The organism is Microcoleus sp. EPA2, assembly GCA_020882975.1.
Lineage (GTDB): Bacteria > Cyanobacteriota > Cyanobacteriia > Cyanobacteriales > Microcoleaceae > Microcoleus.
In genome coordinates this window covers 1-19202 of record JAHRFD010000026.1, presented here as the reverse complement: position 1 = coordinate 19202, position 19202 = coordinate 1, and the positions used below count along the sequence as shown (strand labels likewise).

Genomic DNA, 19202 nt, shown 5'->3' with positions numbered 1-19202 from the left:
AACTAATGACTAATGACCAATAACTAATGACTAATGACCAATAACTAATGACTAATGACCAATAACTAATGACTAATGACCAATAACTAATGACTAATGACCAATAACTAATGACCAATAACTAATGACTAATGACCAATAACTAATGACTAATAACCAATAACTAATGACTAATGACTAATGACTAATGACTAATAACCAATAACTAATGACTAATGACCAATAACTAATGACTAATGACCAATAACTAATAACTAATGACTAATGACCAATAACTAATGACTAATGACTAATAACTAATGACTAATGACTAAAAACTATGGATATTGTTGAAAGCGTCAAAATGGCTGTCACAACTTTGATGGCAAACAAACTTCGCAGTAGCTTGACGATGTTAGGAATTATCATCGGTAATGCTTCCGTAATTTCTATGATTGGCATTGGCGAAGGAGCTCAAACCTTTATCGAGGGACAAGTTAACTCTCTGGGTTCCAACTTGCTATTTATTATTCCCGGAAGTCCCGAAGCACAAAGTCGCCCCGTGATTCCACCTCAGACTTTGGTGTTGGAAGATTCAGAGGCGATCGCCTCTCAAGTTCCTTCTGTCGAAGAAGTTGCACCAACTCTCAATGATAGTCAACTTGTTACCTATCGTAACAAAAATGTTTCGTCTTCTGTGGTAGGAACTACTCCAGAGTTTCTGACAGTTAGAAGCTTTGATGTTGCCCAAGGTCGTTTTTTAAATAAACTAGATTTAGCCAGACAAGAAAATGTAGTAGCTTTAGGTTCAGAAGCCGCCGAACAATTGTTTGGTAATACACCGCCAATTGGTCAATATATTCGCATCAAAAATTCGACTTTTCAAGTGATTGGAGTGATGCAGGCTAAGGGTTCTAGCTTTGGTGATAATCAAGATATGAATGTTTATTTGCCGCTGACAACAATGGCAAATCGGATCGTAGGCCGCTCATCTCCCTACGGTACAAAAGTAACATTTATTTCGGTTTCTATCAAAGATGAAAGTATGATGCAAGCGGCGCAATTTCAAATAGAAAACCTGCTGAGATTGCGTCACAAAATTACTAAGGAGGATGATTTTACTGTCAGAAATCAGAAAGATTTGATGAATACTTTGGGTAGTATTACAGCGGCTTTAACTTTGATGTTGGCTTTTGTGGCGGCCATTTCGCTGTTGGTCGGTGGGATCGGGATTATGAATATTATGCTGGTTTCTGTGACTGAGCGGACTAAGGAAATTGGACTCAGAAAGGCGATCGGAGCATCGGAGCAAGATATCTTAATTCAGTTTATGATTGAATCGGTGATTTTATCGGCGGCAGGTGGGGCGATCGGCACTGGATTTGGTATTGGTGGCGTGCTTTTGGTATCTGCTTTTACTCCTTTGCAAGCTAGTGTTTCTCCAATGGCGATCGCCCTTGCAGTCGGTGTTTCCGGTAGCATTGGTTTATTTTTCGGCATCGTACCCGCAAAACAAGCTGCCAAACTAGACCCAATTGTTGCACTCAGAAGTGCTTAAGAAGTCATTAGTCATTAGTTATTAGTCATTAGTTATTAGTCATTAGTTATTAGTCATTTGTTGGTTTCAATTCCCAATTCCCGATACCCGATGCCCAATTCCCCATTCCCAAATTATGAATTTTATTGAAAGCGTCAAGATGGCCGGTCAAACTCTAGTAGCGAATAAAACCCGCAGCAGTTTAACCATGATTGGGATGATTGTGGGTAACGCCTCAGTAATTGCGATGATTGGAGTGGGAGAAGGAGCTCAAAAATATGTCGCAGGACAAGTTCAATCCCTCGGTACTAACGTATTAATTGTGAGGCCGGGAGTACCCAATGCTAGGCGTAATGCAATTAGCAATGCACCTCAGACGCTGATAGTAGAAGATGCTCATGCGATCGCCTCTCAAGTCCCCTCGGTTCAAGGCGTTTCCGCAGAACTTAACAGTTCCGAAATCGTTCGCTACAGCAACAAAAATGTTTCGTCTTTGATTTTTGGCACAATTCCCGAATTTTTGCAAGTCCGAAACTTTGAAATGGCAAAGGGGCGGTTTTTAACAGATATTGATGTCAAAGAAAACAACCAAGTTGTGGTTCTTGGTTCAGAATTAGCAGAGAAACTCTTTGGTAATACTAATCCTCTGGACCAACAAGTGCGGATTAAAAATGTCAGTATGAAAATAATTGGAGTATTAGCACCAAAAGGCACATCTTTTGGTACTAATTATGACAATTCAGCCGTAGTACCGATCGCCACAATGGCAAACCGCATTGTCGGGCGAAAATCTCCCTACGGTTTAGCTGTGACATCTATATATATTTCTATTAAAGATGAATCGAAAATGGACGCGGCTCAATTTCAGGTAGAAAACCTGCTGAGATTGCGACATAAAACTACCATAGAAGATGATTTTACTGTCAGAAATCAGAAAGATTTAATGGCAAGAATGGGGGCAATTTCTGGGGCGTTGACAATTATGTTAACTGCCGTTGCTAGCATTTCTTTGTTAGTTGGTGGAATTGGGATTATGAACATTATGCTGGTGTCGGTGAGCGAACGTACTCAGGAAATTGGACTCAGAAAGGCGATCGGAGCATCCCAACAAGATATCTTATTTCAATTTATTATCGAAGCTGTAATTTTATCTGCCGCCGGAGGCCTAGTCGGCACTTTGGTTGGTGTCAGCGGCATTTTACTCATCGCTAATTTCACACCCCTACAAGCTGGAATATCCCCCGTGGCGATCGCCCTTGCAGTCAGCGTCTCCGGTGCTGTCGGCCTCTTCTTCGGCGTTGTCCCAGCCCGCCAAGCTGCCAAACTAGACGCGATCGCCGCCTTGAGAAGCGCTTAATAAGTATTTAATTACTTAGTGATATAATTGACTACTTTGATGCTTCCCCAAAATATTTATATCTAAATATTAAAATAAGTGTTTAATTGTAAAAATTGAATAAAAATAGCAGAAATTGAGGAACTTTTGAAGACAGTATTACTACGCTCCGTCATGCCTCAAAACTTCATAAAAAATCCCTTAAATAGTAAAGATTCCATAAAGTTCTCATTGCTGTGCTACTTATATTCGATAAAATATCGTAAGCTGAAACCAGCAACAAACCAACCTGGGCATCTACTAAAGACAATAACTATCTTGGCGATGGAATCAAAATATCCAATAAATAGATATGGCATCTCTTACTGGAAATCCCAAATTTGACTATCTGGAAGGAACATCCGCATCAGATACAATTAGTGCCCTCGATGGCAACGACATAATTTATGCCAATAGTGGAGATGACTTTCTCCAAGGGGATGGAGGCAAAGACAAAATCTGTGGCGACCAAGGAAACGATAGCATTTTTGGCGGTGCAGACGACGATATCCTCTGGGGAGGCAAAGGTCGCGACCTAATTGTTGGTAACTCCGGCAACGATATCATTTACGGTGGTGTAGACAGCGATACCATCACCGGTGGGGAAGGCGATGATATATTTGCCATTGCCAAAGGTAGTGGAGGCACAACCTTAGCCACAGCAGATTACATCAGCGATTTCGGTAACGGCAATGACAAAATTCGCTTGCTAAACGGCCTCACCTTTGAAGATTTAAACATCCAGCAAGGCTCCGATGCTAACAGCAACAGCACCATAATTCAAGACAAACTTACGGGAGAGTATTTAGCAGTATTGCCAGGAGTCAACAGTAGCAGCATCAACCCCAACAACTTCACAACTCACATCTCAGGAAACGCTGTCACAGACTGGAATGCCACCACCCTCGATGCCGTGCGGACAGCCAGCACAGCACCTCCCTTGGCCTCCCGGAACATGGCAATGGTTCACGGAGCCATTTACGACGCTGTTAACTCCATCAGTAAAAAATATAGCCCTTACCGCGTGCAAATAGATGCACCAGAGGGTGCATCAGAAGAAGCCGCCACCGCCACGGCCGCCCACCGCGTGTTAGTCAGCCTTTACCCAGCCCAAGCAGTCAAATTCAATGAAGCCTACGCATCGTCTCTAGCCAAAATTGCCGACGGCAAATCCAAAGACGACGGCATCGCCCTGGGAGAAAAGGTGGCCGACGACATGATTAGTTGGCGGAGTACAGACGGTGCCACCAAAGTAGTGGCATACACACCCACCAATGAGCTCGGAACTTGGGTTCCGACTCCCCCCGCTTTGGCTTCCGCCTTGCTGCCACAGTGGCCAGATGTGACTCCCTTTGCGATGACTAGCGGTTCCCAATTCCGTCCTGCCGGCCCTCCCGCCCTCGACAGTGCCAAGTACGGAGAGGAACTGAACTACGTCAAAGAAATCGGCAAAATTGACAGTCTCACGCGGACCCCAGACCAAACAGCGATTGCCAAATTTTGGGCTAACGGTGCAGGTACTTTTACGCCTCCGGGCCACTGGAACCAAATCGCCCAAGACGCATCTGCCCTGACGGGTAAGTCCCTGGAAGATGCCGCCCGCTTGTTCGCCCTGCTAAATATTGCCCAAGCTGATGCAGCTATTAGTTCGTGGGATGCCAAGTACCAGTACAAGCTGTGGCGGCCGGTCACGGCCATCCGCGAAGCTGACAAAGACAATAATCCTAACACCATAGCCGACCCCCAGTGGACTCCGCTGCTGGTAACTCCGCCCTTCCCTGAGTACACGTCGGGTCACAGTACCTTTAGCGGTGCGGCAGAGCCTGTTATGAACTCTGTATTTGGTTCGGATTTTGGGTTTGCGGATAAAGGAGATAAAACTGTTAACAGTTTGCGAACTTTTGACAACTTTGCTCAAGCTGCTGATGAATCGGGTATAAGTCGCCTTTACGGAGGCATCCATTTCATGACTGCTAACGTGGATGGTTTAAGTTCTGGCAGAAATGTTGGCAACTATGTTGTTCAAAATTTCTTAAAGGCTTAGGAAAGGTTTTTTGTGGGGTGGGGGCGGGTTTGCGATATTGTGTGTTTTGGGCAATTATTGTTGGTGGAACCCGCCCCTACAGGATTAATGGCAATATTATGGTCGATGATATCATACAGTTTATTGTCTTTGCATTTGACTAATCAACTCTAATGCTTTTTGAGCATCTGCATTCATTCCTTGAACCTTAAATAAACGAGCCGCTTGCTGCAAATCTGCGATCGCCCCTTGTCTGTCTCCCATTCTCAACAAGGTAATTCCTCGGTTAGCAAAAGCCTTGGCATAGTTGGGATTTAGTTGAATTGCTTGGGTGTAATCAGCTAAGGCCGAGCGATCGTTATTGATGCGAAATAGCGCCAATCCCCTGTTAAAATAGGTGTTAGCACGACCGGGATTAATTTGGAGCGCTTGATTGAAATCGTCGATCGCCCCTTTTTGATCGCCTAATTCTGAAAGCGCTAATCCTCGATTGTTGTAAGCTGCGGCAAAGTTTCGATCCAAGCGGATGACTTGAGTATAATCGGCGATCGCCCCTGGTTTATCTCCCATCGCCGACAACACCAGCCCCCGATTGTAGTAAGCGTCAACATAACTGGCATTAAGGGCGATCGCCTTGCTATAATCAGCGATACTTTTGGGCATTTGTCTCAAATCAAAATAAGCCAGTGCCCGATAAAAATAAGCTTCTGAATAATCGGATTGAGTTTGAATTGCTTGGTTGAAATCGGCAACAGCACCTGACAAATCTCCCTTGTCAAACCGAGTTAAACCGCGAACGTAATAAGTCTTAGCATCTTGCGGATTGTTCAGTTTTAGAGGTGCATTAGCAGTTGGAGAAGTATTTATCAAAAGAGCCGATCGATTTAAACCTGCTTCCGATAATTTAGCTAGAAAAGTGCTAATAGGAATTGCAGAATTAAATCCTGTTTTGGAGATTGAATCTACAGATGTTCCTGTATCATTTGTAGAAAAATCTAGTTCCCCTTCTCCATGAATCCCAACTACACGCCCTTCCCCATCAAATACAGGCCCTCCACTCATTCCTTTTTGAGTTATTGCAGTATAACGCAAGGTATAACCGCGCTTGTGACTCGGAGAACGACTGGTAACAAAACCCTGTGTAAACTCAGGATTCTGCTGATTTCTCGATCTATTATTTGGATAGCCAATCACAAAAATTTGTGTACCGCTCTCGGCTTGTACAGAATCGCCTAAAGTTACAACTCGATAAGTTTCTGTGCTGTTAAATGTTACGACGGCTAAATCCAGTTCCCGATCGGTTTTTTGTAATGGCATCACACGAGTTACTTGATGTTCTTTTCCCGTATAAGTGCGAATTTTATAGGTAACTTGACTATTTGGAACAACGTGTTTAGCTGTCAAAACCGTGTAAGTCGTCCCTTGTTTGGCAATAATAAATCCAGTCCCGCTACGACTATCTGTTCCATTAATCTGAACAGTGACAGATTCAGCTAGTTTCGCAATTTCTTGGGGAGTTTTTGCGAAAACTGGTGCTGCTGGAAAGACGACTATTCCTGCTACCGTTACTGTTCCTGCTAGGATGCTGGCGAGGGAATCAAACCGCGAATAACCCCTATTCATAGATGATTGCTGAAGACTAAGATTTTTTATACTCCAAATAGTATAGATGAAAATCCCTTGTCGGAAAAATCAATCTACTCGAAATTTTTCAGGCGATCGCCCTTTTTCTGACATTCCGTACATTCCTTACATTTCGTACATTAGAGGACAAATTCGTGATAATTTATTATGTGGTTGCCACCTAATTTGCGCCTTCACTCAAGTTGGCTCTGCTTCGCCACAACTCTAGCTTTGACTATCCATCGCCTCTTCTTTTGTTTCTATTTCTACTTAACTCACTTCAAGATATTTTTTTGATACAAATTAAAAAAATCGCCCTTTTTTTGAAGGTTAAAAGGTTGACAATTCCTCGTTAATTAGGTATCATCTAATAATGGGAGTGGTGACAAAAATAATTATTTTTGTCACCACTCCCATTATCTAAAATATAACTCAAAAAACACCAAAAATCAATAGGTAAAAACACCTTTTTTACGCCCAGGTTTCCCAACTAACAAAAAACCAGAGACTATTCTGGAAAAGAGGCAACTGATACCCGATCGCGCCCAGCTTTTTTAGCTCGATAAAGTGCCTCATCTGCGATCGCAATCAGCGTCCCAGACTGCGACATCGGTGCGGGAATACAGCAAGCAACACCCAAACTCAGCGTCACATATTCGCTAACAGCAGACTTAGCGTGAACTATCTGCAAATTCCGCACTTCTTCACGGATAAATTCCGCCACGCAAGCAGCACCTTGAATATCCGTATTCGGCAAAACTACTACAAATTCTTCGCCACCGTAACGCGCCACTAAATCAGCAGAACGTTTTACCGAACACTGAAGCACAGTAGCCACTCGTCGCAAACATTCATCCCCCGCTTGGTGGCCGTAGGTATCGTTGTACAGCTTGAAATAATCGATATCGCACATAATCAAAGACAGCGTAGCTTCTTCCCTCGCCAAACGCCGCCATTCAGTATCGAGATATTCATTAAAACACCGACGATTTTTTACCTGAGTTAAACTGTCATAGGTTGCTAAATAATGCAAGGCTTCATTCACCGTTTCTAACTGCTGTTTTTGCTCCAGCAACTGACGGTTGAGCGCTACCAACTGCTGTTCCGCCGCGTGCGATCGCAACAAATTTCTCACCCTCGCCAGTAATTCTCTTTCATCAAAAGGCTTAGAAATATAATCATCCGCACCAGCATCCAAACTTTCAATCCGAGCTTCCATCCCCGTGCGAGCTGTCAAAAAAATGACCGGAGTTGAACTCAATTCTGCTGTATTCCGAATTTCTTTCAGTAAATGCAACCCGTCTTGTCGGGGCATTATTTGGTCGCTGATAATTAAATTGGGTCGCAATGTTTTGGCAGTTTCTAAACCTTCTACTCCATCCCGCGCCACAGCGACTCGGTAATGAGGAGTGAGTAAAGTTTGCAAGTAAGCCAGCAAAAAATAGTTGTCTTCTACTAAGAGTAACAGCGGTAACTCTCGGCAGTCATCGACATATTCGGCTGCGTTTTTTGGCGACTGGGAACAGTGGGTTCCAGCTAGAACGCATTCCGGGGCGATCGCTGTGACATTTTCCCGACTCCAGGGGGAGTTCCCAAATCCCTTGAGTCCCGCCAGTTGAACGATGGCACCCACCAACTGATTTAGCTCCACGGGCTTGGACAAATGTTTCTGAAAACCCGCTTTCTGAGCCCATGTTGCATCATCTTCCGCCACACCAGCAGTCAACGCCACCGCCGGCAGCAATTCCCTCCGCTCAGAAATTTCCATCGCTCTGACGCGACGAATCAAATCCCAGCCCTCTGCTTCCGGTATCCCCAAATCGCTCACCAACACGTCAGGCCATGATTTTGCTAACTCTGCCATTACTTCGGGGACGCTACGGACTGCTGTTACCTTTGCTCCCAATGCTTCCAAGGCAGAAATCAAATATTCCCCGCTCTCGGCGCTATCCTTCACCAGCAGCACTTGCTTTCCGGCTAAGGCTTGGGGAACTGATGAGTCTAGATTTTTCCTGCTACCGATCGCACCAAGGCGATCGTCTGGTACATTCTGGTGATTGACCATGGGTAGCTGCACCCCAAAGGTCGCCCCCTCACCAATACCAGGACTCGAAGCCCACACAGTTCCTCCGTGGAGTTCCACCAACTGGCGTACAATCGACAGCCCCAAACCCAGACGGTTTTGTTCCTTGCTATTCCAGTTATCTCCGGGGCGGAAGTAGTCAAAAATGTGGGGCAACAATTTGGCATCGATCCCGCAACCCCTATCCCTGACTTGAATTAGCACCCCCGACGGGACAGACTCCATCGTGATTTGAACTACCCCCGCCGCCGATTTCGGGGTAAATTTGATCGCGTTGGAAAGCAGGTTCCAGATTATTTGCTGCAAGCGTTCTGCATCTCCCAAAATATAGTCGATAGTGGGATCGAAAGATTTTTCTATTTGGATGTTTTTGGCATCTGCTGCGGGATGGAGAATGTCGATCGCCGATTCGATCGCTGATGGGAGGTGGACTCGAACAATATTGAGCCGTACTTGACCTCGCAGCAGCCGCGACAGATCTAGGAGATTGTCTATTTGCTGGTTTTGTATCTTGGCGTTGCGCTCGATGATTTCCAAAGCCCTACTGGTAGTGGCTTCGTTTAATTTCCGCGATCGCGCTAGTTGCACCCATCCCAAAATGGCGCTGAGGGGCGATCGTAGTTCGTGGGAAGCGATTCCCAAAAATTCATCTTTGGCGCGGTTGAGTTGGGCTAGTGCTGCTTCCTCCGTTTTGTGGTTTGTGATGTCGAATCCGATCGCTAAATACTGATAGGGTCTTCCTTGAAAATCCAGGAACGGAACTATTACTCCATGTACCCAATAATCAGTGCCATCTTTGGTTTGATTTTTAATTTCCCCTTGCCAAACTTCATTTTTTGTCACCGTTGACCGCAAATTTCTCATTAATACCGAAGATTGATCTTCCGAATGGAGGATACCAAAGTGACAACCGATTAGTTCGCTTCGCAGATATTGAGAAATCGAGCAAACTCGATCGCTCACGTAATTGATAATTCCGTTCCCATCTGTTCTTACCGCCAATGCCGAGCGGTCGATCGCTACTTTCAAATCTAAACATTCTTGAATAGATGAGTCTATGCCTTTGGCAATACTAATGCCATCGCGATCGACTCGCTCCTGTTTTGTGAATTCTGTTTGAGCCTGAATCTGCTTTTTGATATTCATTGCTGTTTTTTCCCCTGATAGCTAACACCTTATTTACTCACACCCACAGACATTACCCCTGTTTTTTTTACCGCGCCTGGGAGTGCAATACTTGCTAGATTTTGATTTTCAAATGGACTCCCTAGTCTGGAGTCACATCAATTATATAACTATCTCCTCCATCGCTGCCTAGTGTTATTATTCCCTGTGCAATCTCAGCGCCTGCTTAGATTTTTGGTGTTTTTTGTATAATTACCGCACTCAATACAGAGGTATTGATTGTTGATAAATAATTTATGCTGCTCGACTAATCCATGGCGCATCTTCCTATCGGTAGCAATTTTCATCATTTTTTTTCTACATCTTGACAGATGTGTATTTTCGTTGTATTATAAAAATAATACACGCTTTTGAGGTTTAGGTAACAAACTATTGAGGAACTAGAAGATTAACATATTGAGAAAAAATATCTGTGAATTTAGATACACAAACGAAGCCTAAATAAAAAAGTCAATCAGCAGGATAAGTTAATAAAAATATACAATGACCTTCAAAATACTAACAGATCTAATCATGTCACTCTACCTGAACTCGACCAGTTTCCTTCCAACCCTAAACCGAGCCTAAAAATACAAACAACTAAATGAACAATTCACGGCTAGTTAAAATCAGCAAATATCTCAGCAGACACCTGCGACACACACCCGAACGCATCGGCATTCAACTCGGTTCCGGTGGCTGGGTTCCTGTGAGCGAACTCCTCAATGCTTGCCAAAAACATAACTTTCCCATTCAGCTTAATCAACTGCAAGAAGTAGTAAAGCAAAACGACAAACAACGCTTTTCCTTTGACCACACAGGGACGATGATTCGTGCCAATCAAGGACACAGTATAGAGATTGATTTAGAATTAGAACCAGCCATTCCTCCCGATACTTTGTATCACGGAACTACTACCAGTGCAGTTGAGTCTATTCTCAAGGAAGGAATTAGAAAAATGTCTCGCCATCACGTTCATTTATCAACGGCAATTGAAACGGCGCGCCGAGTCGGTGCAAGACACGGCATACCAGCAGTTTTAATTGTAGATACCTCAGCAATGCACAGAGATAGCTACAGATTTTACTGTTCAAACAATGGAGTCTGGCTAGTTGAGTTTGTCCCCCAAAAATATCTAGTAATCAACAGTTAAGCAGCAGTTAATTCCGAGATTTGAGGAGACAAAAAATTAAATTAGAAAACCTCCAAAAAACATCATTAACAATCACAAGCTCAATATATATGAACGATTTTGACAACAATTACACTCAAAAAACTCCTCAAAACCGAGGCCTACTAGGAGCGGGGTGGCAACCTCTATATCGACAATTTGACTGGGAACACTTCCTGCACTTAGTCGCGACAGACCCCAAGGAATTAACTCAAAAAACCTTAGATATAGCCAGCGATATTGCCGATGCAATGGGACGACATCAATATAGTTGGTGGGCCAATATCTTAAATGTGTTTTCCGAAAATACTCGTTACGAAATTGACGAATTTTGGGATTACATTACTCCCCAGCAAGTTTACCCAAATTATCGCTTCCAAGATGTATTAACCACCGAAACACCAGTGGTACAATTAGTCAGTCGCGCCAGCATTCCCATCGAATATGTTCTCAACAAATTCCAAGAAATTACTGTTTTCAAAATTCTGGATTTGCTGGGGAAGCCCGATGCCATTACCCAGGTATTTATGGACAAAAATTTTTCCTTTCCCCCGGAACGATTTACGAGCTGGGAACGCTTGGAAGTTTTGGGTAGTGTTTATGCTTATTGGGCAGACGCATCCTGCTGGTTACAAATAGACAGCTACGATAGGGGAAAGCGGCGCTACACTCTAATTTGCCAAAACATTGCGCCGATGGTCAGGAAAGCAACTTACAATTTAGCAGTGATTCTGAGTGGATACAAAAGCCGCGTTGGACAGGTGAATAGTCAGTATCAAATTCGGACTTTTCCCGCCGATGTTCAAAGTTTTACAGATAGTGTTCAGCAGGCAATTCTTGACCAAAATCAGTTGGCTGTTCTGATCAGCGGCGCACCAGGGACTGGCAAAACTGCCTGGACTCAAGCCGTGGCTAAGGAAATTTTAGTCCCCCTTGGTTATGTGATTTTTATCTTAGACCACGATGCTGTGGAAAATTTTGTGCCACCTAGTTATTTAGAGCGGATTTGTATTATTATCAACGAAGCTGATAATTTGGCACAGGATCGATCGACTGTTTCAGCCCAACGCAGTAATAAAACTGAACATATTCTGAGTTTGCTGGATGGAACTTTGTATCAAAGTGTCATAGATGAACATGGTATTCAATTTCAGCAAAAACTCGTAGTTTTGATGACGTGTAATACGACAGAAAGACTAGACCCCGCAATATTACGGAAAGGAAGAGTGGACTTTACCTGTGAATTTACTTACAAATTTGTCTGACTTAAATTTCCGAGTCTCTATAAATCTGCACGAGCCCATAAATTTTCCCTCTGGTCATCCGCAATAATACTTAGAATGCTGACCCTTAGACATCTCCCAAATAGGCTGTTAAGACTTGAATCTGATAATTTAAAGCGAAATTTTCCGCTGGCCTATAGACATCTCCCGATCAAAAATGATATCACTGATGGGTAAGACCCCTCTAGGGTATTACCCGATCGAGTTCATCAGGGAAAAAGCATTTTTTGTATTAAAAAGAATTTTTCAGGATTTACCCACTCCTGACTAAATAAACCGGGGTTTTTTGACAAAATTAAAGGTCTTAACGCCGTATTTTGCTCGAAAAACCAGGTTTCTGCGTTGATTTTTTGCCAACAAGACAGATCAGGAGGACTTCCCCAACCGTGCAAACTAGGCCAGTTAAGCAAAAAAGTCAGGTACTGGAAAGGTATGCCGATCGTCCAACCTTCGTTACCCACAAACTGACAGAGGCAGCCGTGTCTGAGAGTAAAGAGCAATTTCAGCGGTTTGTGGAGCATTCCCCTGACGCCGTAGCAATGGTAGACTGTGAAATGCGCTACCTGTCTGTTTCTCGTCCCTGGGAAACAGCTTGTAACTTAAGTGCCCCAGATGTCATCGGCAAGTCTCATTGGGAACTGTTCCCTCATCTGGCGGAATATTGGCAGCAAACTATCCGCGCTATGTTGGCTGGTGTTTTAGAATATACCGAGTTTGTCGAAGCGCGATCGACATTATCGATCGCCAACAAAACCGGGCCCGGCACTGCTGGCGCAGCCATCAAATGGGCGTTTAAACCTTGGAAAAATAGCGACGGGGCGATCGGAGGTTTGATTCTATCTACTTCATCTCTAGCCGATCGCATCTCCTCACATCATGGCGATCGCCCTTTGCCATCGGAGCTCCAAACCGATCGCTTAGAAACAGCAGCACACATCACTAAACTGGCGATCGATACCTGCGCCGATCTAGTCCTGTTCGCTACCTCAGAAGGTCAAATATGCTACGCCAACGAAGCTATTTGTCGCAATCTCGGCTACTCTGAGTCAGAACTGCAACAACTCAAAGTTACCGACATAAATCCCCACTTATCCCTAGTAGATTGGCAGACTCACTGTAGTCAAATTAAGGCACAAAATAGTCTGACTTTTGAAGCCCTGTGTCAAAGCAAAGAAGGCAAAAGCTTGCCCGTAGAAGTAAAAGTCAATTATTTTGAATCAGACGGTCAAGAATACTACTGCGCGATCGCCCGCGACATCTCCGATCGCAAAGTAGCACAACTAGCACTTTTAGAAGCTAAAGAGCAACTGCAAGCCGTCTTGGATGCCGTACCCGGATTAGTTTCTTGGGTAAGTTCCGATTTGCGGTACTTGGGAGTTAACCGCCATTTAGCTGCTGCTTACCAAATGCCTGCTGAAATATTTGTCGGTCAAAAAGTAGGTTTTTTAGAAACAAGTTCCAAGTTTAACGATTTAGTATACAAGTTTTTTGCCAGCGATGATAAAACCACATCAGAAGAAGTAACAGCCAGCGTTAAAGGAGAAAACAAAACCTATTTAATTGTTGCTCAAAAATACCAAAAAAATACCATGGGTGTGTTTGTAGGATTGGACATTACAGACAGGAAACAAGCTCTCTCAGCTTTGCAGGAATCGGAGGAACGTCTGCGACAGCAAGCAGCAAAATTGGAACAAATGCTGTTGGTGTTGCAGCGCACTCAAACTCAATTGATTCAAACGGAAAAAATGTCATCTCTGGGACAATTAGTGGCTGGAGTCGCCCACGAAATTAACAATCCAGTTAGTTTTATTTCCGGCAATGTCAGCCACGCTAGAGGCTACATTGAAGAACTGTTGCAATTGGTGGAACTTTACCAAACATATTATCCCAGTGTAGTGCCAGAAATTCAAAATTACATCGAAGAATTAGACTTAGATTTTCTCAAAAAAGATTTGGTGAAACTGCTAAACTCTATGCAGGTAGGTTCCGAAAGAATTCGCGATGTCGTGCGATCGCTCCGCCTATTTTCCCGTACCGACGAAGCCGAAATGAAGTCCGCAGATATCCATGAGGGCTTGGATAGCACTCTGCTGATTTTGCAAAATCGCCTCCAAGCTAAAGGCGGACGCACTGGCATTTCTCTGATTAAAGAATACGGTAATTTACCGCGCGTCCATTGCTATCCAGGGCATCTCAACCAAGTGTTCATGCACTTGTTAACCAATGCGATCGATGCCGTGGAAACGGGAGTAAAAAATGCCGAAAAATCTGGTACAATCAAAAACCATGCTGATTTATCCGCTCACTACTCCCCAGGTAAAATGCCAAATCCCGAAATTCGGATTCGGACGGAAATGGTAGGGGAAAGTGAAGTGGCGATCGTGATTAGCGACAACGGGCCAGGTATGACAGAAGAAGTCCTCGGTTGTATCTTTGACCCTTTGTTTACCACTAAACCCCCAGGGACTAACACCGGTTTGGGTTTGTCAATATCCCGACATTTGGTAGTAGAAAAACATGGTGGTAAATTGGAATATATTTCTGAGCCGGGACGGGGAACTGAGGTAATTGTTAAAATTGCGATCGGCAATGGTTGATTAGCTATTTACACAGGGCAATTTTTATGGTTATCGAGTGGCTGAGATTTAAAGTGCCTCACGAAAAGTGGGAAGCATTTATGCAGCGAGATGAAGAAGTTTGGACTGCTGGATTAAGAAGTTTACCCGGTTTTTTGGGTAAGGAAACTTGGGTAGATCCGGTGGAGAATGAGGTGGTGATGTTGATTCGCTGGGAAAGTAAAGAGTTGTGGAAGTCGGTGTCGCCAAGTCTAATCGATGAGTTGGATGCGAAAATGGGGGATCTGCAAATGCCGATCGCCGAAAGTCGCGAATATCAAGTCCGCAAGTTCTTGCATTAGTTAGTCATTCGTCATCAGTCACGAGATACTGGCAAAGGTGAACAGCTTTGAATTAAACTAGAATTGCTCGAAGTTTCTGGAGTCTGATATGGAAACAATGTTTTAGGCGATCGGTCATCAGAAACAACAAAGGGCGATCGCGCTTTATGTGTGATGGGCGATCGCATATTGCTTAAACAATTCATTTTTCCCTTGGGTAAACCTCAAAAGCTAACTCGTGACGAAAAAAACAGACATTAAACTCCGAGAAAAAGTTAAGGTGTCCAAGGATTACAGGTGCATCTGTCGAACGAGTCCAAGCGAATGCAAGCAAAAGTGGCGAAAACTGACCAACTGTACCCGAAAGCACTAATCCCCGCGCCTCACTGTGAGCCAAATTCCCGCTCAATTGAATAGGAACAGTTTGCTGTTCCCATGTTGCCCCTAGTTGTAGACCAATCTGATAAGGCAAAACGTTGACACTTGCACCTGTATCCAACAATGCCATCACTTCTACGGAGTTGCTGCCGTTGGAGAGAGTGATGGGCAAATATGGCATGATACTCGATCGCCCAAGGCTATCAATTCGCTCTATAAATGGAAATCGCTGACTATTAAGCATGAGCTGATGCTTGGGCGGCAAGTAGAAGTTCTGATAATGCTTGAACTGATTCTCGATCGGCCTGTGGAGACCATACAACTGCACTCGTTGATGCTAGTTGATTCAGAAGTAAATTTTCTGAATTAGTATCTTCAGCAGGTTCTAGGCTGCATCCTTCTTCCTTGGCAACTGCAAGTAGGAGAAAGTGAATTAGTCGCAGTTTATCTTGATGAGATAATTGATCGACGGTGGGTAAAAGCTCGCTGAGTGGCATATCGCTTATTTAAGATTATATACATTTATTTTAGCCTTTAAGCTAGCGTTTGAATGGCGATCGCTCTTTTTTAACTCAAGCGGTCGCACTCCGTACAACGATCGTAGTGTTTGGTATTTGGCGTGAAGGGTGATCGCTCTTTCATTTTAGGCGATCGGTCATCAGAAATAACAAAGGGCGATCGCTCTTGAGTACAACGATCGCAGTGTTTGGTATTTGGTGCCAAGGGCGCACTCCTTTGAACAAGTCTTACGAAAGCGCGATCGGACACGAGGCTTGAGTTGGTGAGTCAGCAACCTGAATTACACTCACAAATCTCAATTAATGGCAGTATAATTATAGTTGTTTGTCACCAAGGCTTTATGTCAGCAAAGGATAAATTTCATGATGTTGTGAAGATTGCCTTGGAAAAGGATGGTTGGCAGATTACAGATGACCCACTTTCCATCAGTGTGGGTGGAGTTGATATGTTAATCGATCTGGGGGCGGAACGTCTGCTCGCAGCCGAACGCCAGGGCGAGAAAATTGCTGTAGAAATCAAGAGCTTTTTGAATACTTCAGCCATAACTGATTTTCATTTAGCGGTTGGACAATTTATCAATTACCGTACAGCACTAAAATTAAAAGACCCCCAACGTCAGCTATTTTTGGCAATTCCTTTGACGGCGTATAACGATTTCTTCAAGCGTGAATTGGCAATCGCTGTTGTGGATGATTAGCAGTTTAAATTATTGGTCTATGACGTAGAAGAAGAGGTAATAGCTTTATGGAAAAAGTAGAAAAATATCGGGATTGTATCAAACAAGTTCTGACAAAATATGCTGCATACAAGCCTTCCTATGGAGAAGTGGAGATGCAAGTTGTTTTTGACACAGAACACAATCATTATCAAGTTGTTCGAGTCGGTTGGGATAACAAACAGCGAGTTTACGGTTGTCCTATACATCTGGATATTAAGGATGGCAAAATCTGGATTCAGCAGAATGGAACAGAAATCGATTTAGGACAAGAGCTGGTTAATATAGGTGTGCCGAAGTCGGATATTGTGGTTGGGTTTCATCCACCTTATATGCGTCAGTTCACAGAATTTGCAGTGAGCTAGAATTAATAGTTGATGCTTTTGGTTCTAGATATCGATCGCTCTTGATGCGTGATGGGCGATCGCACTCCGTACAACGATCGCACTGTTTGGTGTTTGGTGTCAAGGGCGATCGCGAGTATAAACTTTTTGCCTCCTTCATCACCACACCCGCTGAATTTGATAAGCATCAAAAGCTTCATCGCGACTAATCAAAACCAGCGAGTGATTCATCGTCTGTGCTACCAAAATGCGATCGAACGGATCTCGATGATGCAGAGGAAGACTTGTATAAATCTCAGTGTCTTCAAATGTAATTGGTAGAATTTGAACGTTAATGTATTCCAATTCTTTTGGCAGGTCTTCAAATTGGCGATTCAGTTGAAGCTTACCGACATTAATTTTAATGGAGATTTCCCAAAGGCTGGCAATACTAAAATATAAACCTGTTTTAGTATCGATCGCTTCTTTTGCTTTACTACCTAGATTGGAATCGCCAAGCAAGTACCACAGAAAGGCATAAGTATCTAAAAGGGATTCCATGTTACATATATTCCTTTAAATCTTCCAGCGGTTCATCGAAATCATCAGATATAACGATTTGACCGGCCCAACTACCATAACCATGAGGTTGTTCAAGTTGTTCTGGAGATGATTCAGTTTTGGCGTGTTTTTCAAGTAGATATTTTGCATAATGCAAGATCTCTTGTTTTAGAGATTCTGGCATCTTGAGGACAGTTTGAAAAATCTGTAGATCGATAGTCATGATTTTTGTGCAATTTTTACGATATCATGCTTACTCATTATACTGTAATTGCAGTCAGAAGGTATTTGGTATGAAGGGCGATCGCTACCCGTACAATCATCGCACTGTTTGGTATTTGGTGCGAGGGGTGATCGCTCTTTATGTGTGGTGGGCGATCGCTCTTTCATTTTAGGCGATCGATCATCAGAAACAAGAAAGGGCGATCGCTCTTTTATTTTAGGCGATCGGTTATCAGAAAAAAGGAAGGGCGATCGCAATCCGTGCAATCATCGCATTAGAATGGTGGAAATAGAATAAGATTGTGAGCGGTCAATAAATGGCACAAATTACCACGACTGAATTACCCCAAACCCTCCAGACTCTATTGATAGAGGTCGAACGTACCAAAACCCCTCTAACCGTCATCCATGAAGGAAAAGCATTAGTAATTATTTATCCTGCCACTACCCAAACTCTACGTCCCAGCTTTGGCGCAATGAAAGGGAGCGGTGAAATATTAGGAGATTTAATTGCTCCTGTCGCCGAACCGTGGGAGGTTTTAGAATGAAACTTTTACTAGATACCCACATTTGGCTGTGGTATTTACTCGGCGACCTGCGCCTATCGCGATCGCTTCAAACGGCGATCGCCGATCCTAACACCGAACTTTGGTTGAGTCCAATTAGCATTTGGGAAACACTCATCCTTGCAGAAAAAGGACGGATATCTTTACAGCCAGATCCGGTTACATGGGTTAACTTAGCTTTAAAAACTTTGGAAACTCGTGAAGCCCAAATGAACCATTCAATTGCGATTTTAAGTCGCGAAATTGCACTACCTCATCAAGACCCCGCAGACCGATTCATTAGTGCCACAGCTATTTACTATGGCTTAACATTAGCCACAGTTGATGCCAACCTTACAGGCAATTCGGCACTACAAACACTCAGTTAGGCAATAGCGTAATGAAGCCATACAACTTTGCTTTCGGGTATAACGACCCTCAGCGAGATGGATATTCTATATTGTTGTAGGCGCTCTCTCTTGATGCGTGAAGGGCGATCGCACTCCGTACAATCATCGCAGTGTTTGGTATTTGGTGTGAAGGGCGATCGCTCTTTATTGACTATTTGATGCGATTACTCTGGTGGTTCAGTACCTAAAGGAGCACGGGTGGCGGTGACGAATGTGTAATATCGCGACGGTATCCTACTCCACCACAAACAGAATCCGATGGGTTCTTCCTTTACCAAAGAAATGGGTCTAAAGCCCCGTCCTTATAGGACGGCTTTAATTGTCCTTATTCTATCAGTCAGTCATGGTATAATAGAGCAAGTAAACAGCCAGTAAAAATGAAAGCAAGATACCAA

21 protein-coding genes are annotated in these 19202 nt (G+C 43.6%); 12 read left to right on the top strand and 9 right to left on the bottom strand.

The features are described 5' to 3' along the window. Positions 1 to 319: 319 nt before the first annotated feature. The 3 genes from AAFP14_RS20295 to AAFP14_RS20285 all read left to right on the top strand — a co-directional run bounded on the left by AAFP14_RS20295 (position 320) and on the right by AAFP14_RS20285 (position 4935). Complete coding sequence (locus AAFP14_RS20295; protein ID WP_341734016.1) at positions 320 to 1537, top strand: ABC transporter permease; 1218 nt, start codon at positions 320 to 322, stop codon at positions 1535 to 1537. Between the two features lie 115 nt (positions 1538 to 1652). Continuing rightward, the gene (locus AAFP14_RS20290) at positions 1653 to 2873 is read left to right on the top strand and encodes an ABC transporter permease (RefSeq protein WP_341734015.1); all 1221 of its coding nucleotides are present in this window, start codon (positions 1653 to 1655) and stop codon (positions 2871 to 2873) included. Between the two features lie 331 nt (positions 2874 to 3204). Beyond that, entirely contained in the window at positions 3205 to 4935 is a 1731-nt protein-coding gene (locus AAFP14_RS20285; RefSeq protein WP_341734014.1) for a chemotaxis protein CheB, read from the top strand. A gap of 120 nt (positions 4936 to 5055) precedes the next feature. On the opposite strand, the gene AAFP14_RS20280 is transcribed toward AAFP14_RS20285, so the two are convergent. Together AAFP14_RS20280 and AAFP14_RS20275 are read right to left on the bottom strand one after the other, a co-directional pair. Further along, positions 5056 to 6537 (bottom strand): tetratricopeptide repeat-containing S1 family peptidase, encoded by a 1482-nt coding sequence (locus AAFP14_RS20280; RefSeq protein WP_341734013.1) that lies wholly within the window; start codon positions 6535 to 6537, stop codon positions 5056 to 5058. A gap of 508 nt (positions 6538 to 7045) precedes the next feature. Then, complete coding sequence (locus AAFP14_RS20275; protein WP_341734012.1) at positions 7046 to 9766, bottom strand: diguanylate cyclase; 2721 nt, start codon at positions 9764 to 9766, stop codon at positions 7046 to 7048. Positions 9767 to 10388: 622 nt separating this feature from the next. On the opposite strand from AAFP14_RS20275, the gene AAFP14_RS20270 reads away from it, so the two are divergent. From AAFP14_RS20270 to AAFP14_RS20255, 4 genes are all read left to right on the top strand, one after another. Next, a complete protein-coding gene (locus AAFP14_RS20270; RefSeq protein ID WP_341734011.1) occupies positions 10389 to 10937 on the top strand; it encodes an RNA 2'-phosphotransferase in 549 nt (182 codons plus the stop codon). A gap of 89 nt (positions 10938 to 11026) precedes the next feature. Then, on the top strand, positions 11027 to 12220 hold the full coding sequence (locus AAFP14_RS20265) for an AAA family ATPase (protein WP_341734010.1): 1194 nt from the start codon (positions 11027 to 11029) through the stop codon (positions 12218 to 12220). Between the two features lie 404 nt (positions 12221 to 12624). Then, positions 12625 to 14835: a PAS domain-containing sensor histidine kinase gene (locus AAFP14_RS20260; RefSeq protein ID WP_341734009.1), complete on the top strand. Its 2211-nt coding sequence runs from the start codon at positions 12625 to 12627 to the stop codon at positions 14833 to 14835. A gap of 26 nt (positions 14836 to 14861) precedes the next feature. Further along, positions 14862 to 15155 (top strand): TIGR03792 family protein, encoded by a 294-nt coding sequence (locus AAFP14_RS20255; protein ID WP_341734008.1) that lies wholly within the window; start codon positions 14862 to 14864, stop codon positions 15153 to 15155. Between the two features lie 14 nt (positions 15156 to 15169). Here AAFP14_RS20255 and AAFP14_RS20250 read toward each other — a convergent pair whose 3' ends face one another. The 4 genes from AAFP14_RS20250 to AAFP14_RS20235 form a co-directional block, all read right to left on the bottom strand. Beyond that, entirely contained in the window at positions 15170 to 15340 is a 171-nt protein-coding gene (locus tag AAFP14_RS20250; RefSeq protein WP_341734007.1) for a hypothetical protein, read from the bottom strand. Further along, complete coding sequence (locus tag AAFP14_RS20245; protein ID WP_341734006.1) at positions 15337 to 15756, bottom strand: pepsin/retropepsin-like aspartic protease family protein; 420 nt, start codon at positions 15754 to 15756, stop codon at positions 15337 to 15339. Before AAFP14_RS20245 ends, AAFP14_RS20250 begins: the two co-directional genes overlap by 4 nt. Next, positions 15749 to 16009: a hypothetical protein gene (locus AAFP14_RS20240; protein WP_341734005.1), complete on the bottom strand. Its 261-nt coding sequence runs from the start codon at positions 16007 to 16009 to the stop codon at positions 15749 to 15751. Before AAFP14_RS20240 ends, AAFP14_RS20245 begins: the two co-directional genes overlap by 8 nt. A 70-nt stretch (positions 16010 to 16079) precedes the next feature. Next, positions 16080 to 16235 carry a hypothetical protein gene (locus AAFP14_RS20235; RefSeq protein WP_341734004.1) on the bottom strand — a complete coding sequence of 52 codons (156 nt, stop codon included), beginning with the start codon at positions 16233 to 16235 and terminating at the stop codon, positions 16080 to 16082. A 136-nt stretch (positions 16236 to 16371) separates the two neighbouring features. Here AAFP14_RS20235 and AAFP14_RS20230 point away from each other — a divergent pair, with 136 nt between their 5' ends. Continuing rightward, positions 16372 to 16728 (top strand): XisH family protein, encoded by a 357-nt coding sequence (locus AAFP14_RS20230; protein WP_341734003.1) that lies wholly within the window; start codon positions 16372 to 16374, stop codon positions 16726 to 16728. 47 nt (positions 16729 to 16775) lie between these two features. Beyond that, positions 16776 to 17111, top strand: a complete 336-nt coding sequence (locus AAFP14_RS20225) for a XisI protein (protein WP_333369320.1) — start codon at positions 16776 to 16778, stop codon at positions 17109 to 17111. Positions 17112 to 17113: 2 nt separating this feature from the next. Here the strand turns inward: AAFP14_RS20225 and AAFP14_RS20220 are convergent, their stop codons facing one another. From AAFP14_RS20220 to vapB, 3 genes are read right to left on the bottom strand one after another with little or no spacing between them, the layout of a single operon-like run. Continuing rightward, on the bottom strand, positions 17114 to 17278 hold the full coding sequence (locus AAFP14_RS20220) for a hypothetical protein (RefSeq protein ID WP_341734002.1): 165 nt from the start codon (positions 17276 to 17278) through the stop codon (positions 17114 to 17116). Beyond that, positions 17250 to 17630, bottom strand: a complete 381-nt coding sequence (locus AAFP14_RS20215) for a type II toxin-antitoxin system VapC family toxin (RefSeq protein WP_341734001.1) — start codon at positions 17628 to 17630, stop codon at positions 17250 to 17252. The genes AAFP14_RS20220 and AAFP14_RS20215 overlap by 29 nt, the downstream gene beginning before the upstream one ends. Before the next feature lies 1 nt (position 17631). Next, positions 17632 to 17853: a type II toxin-antitoxin system VapB family antitoxin gene (gene vapB, locus AAFP14_RS20210; RefSeq protein ID WP_341734000.1), complete on the bottom strand. Its 222-nt coding sequence runs from the start codon at positions 17851 to 17853 to the stop codon at positions 17632 to 17634. A 48-nt stretch (positions 17854 to 17901) separates the two neighbouring features. On the opposite strand from vapB, the gene AAFP14_RS20205 reads away from it, so the two are divergent. The 3 genes from AAFP14_RS20205 to AAFP14_RS20195 are packed head-to-tail and all read left to right on the top strand — an operon-like array spanning position 17902 to position 18786. Then, a complete protein-coding gene (locus AAFP14_RS20205; protein ID WP_341733999.1) occupies positions 17902 to 18150 on the top strand; it encodes a hypothetical protein in 249 nt (82 codons plus the stop codon). A 19-nt stretch (positions 18151 to 18169) separates the two neighbouring features. Next, complete coding sequence (locus AAFP14_RS20200) at positions 18170 to 18400, top strand: prevent-host-death family protein (RefSeq protein WP_096831538.1); 231 nt, start codon at positions 18170 to 18172, stop codon at positions 18398 to 18400. After that, complete coding sequence (locus AAFP14_RS20195; RefSeq protein WP_341733998.1) at positions 18397 to 18786, top strand: type II toxin-antitoxin system VapC family toxin; 390 nt, start codon at positions 18397 to 18399, stop codon at positions 18784 to 18786. The genes AAFP14_RS20200 and AAFP14_RS20195 overlap by 4 nt, the downstream gene beginning before the upstream one ends. Positions 18787 to 19202: the final 416 nt, after the last annotated feature.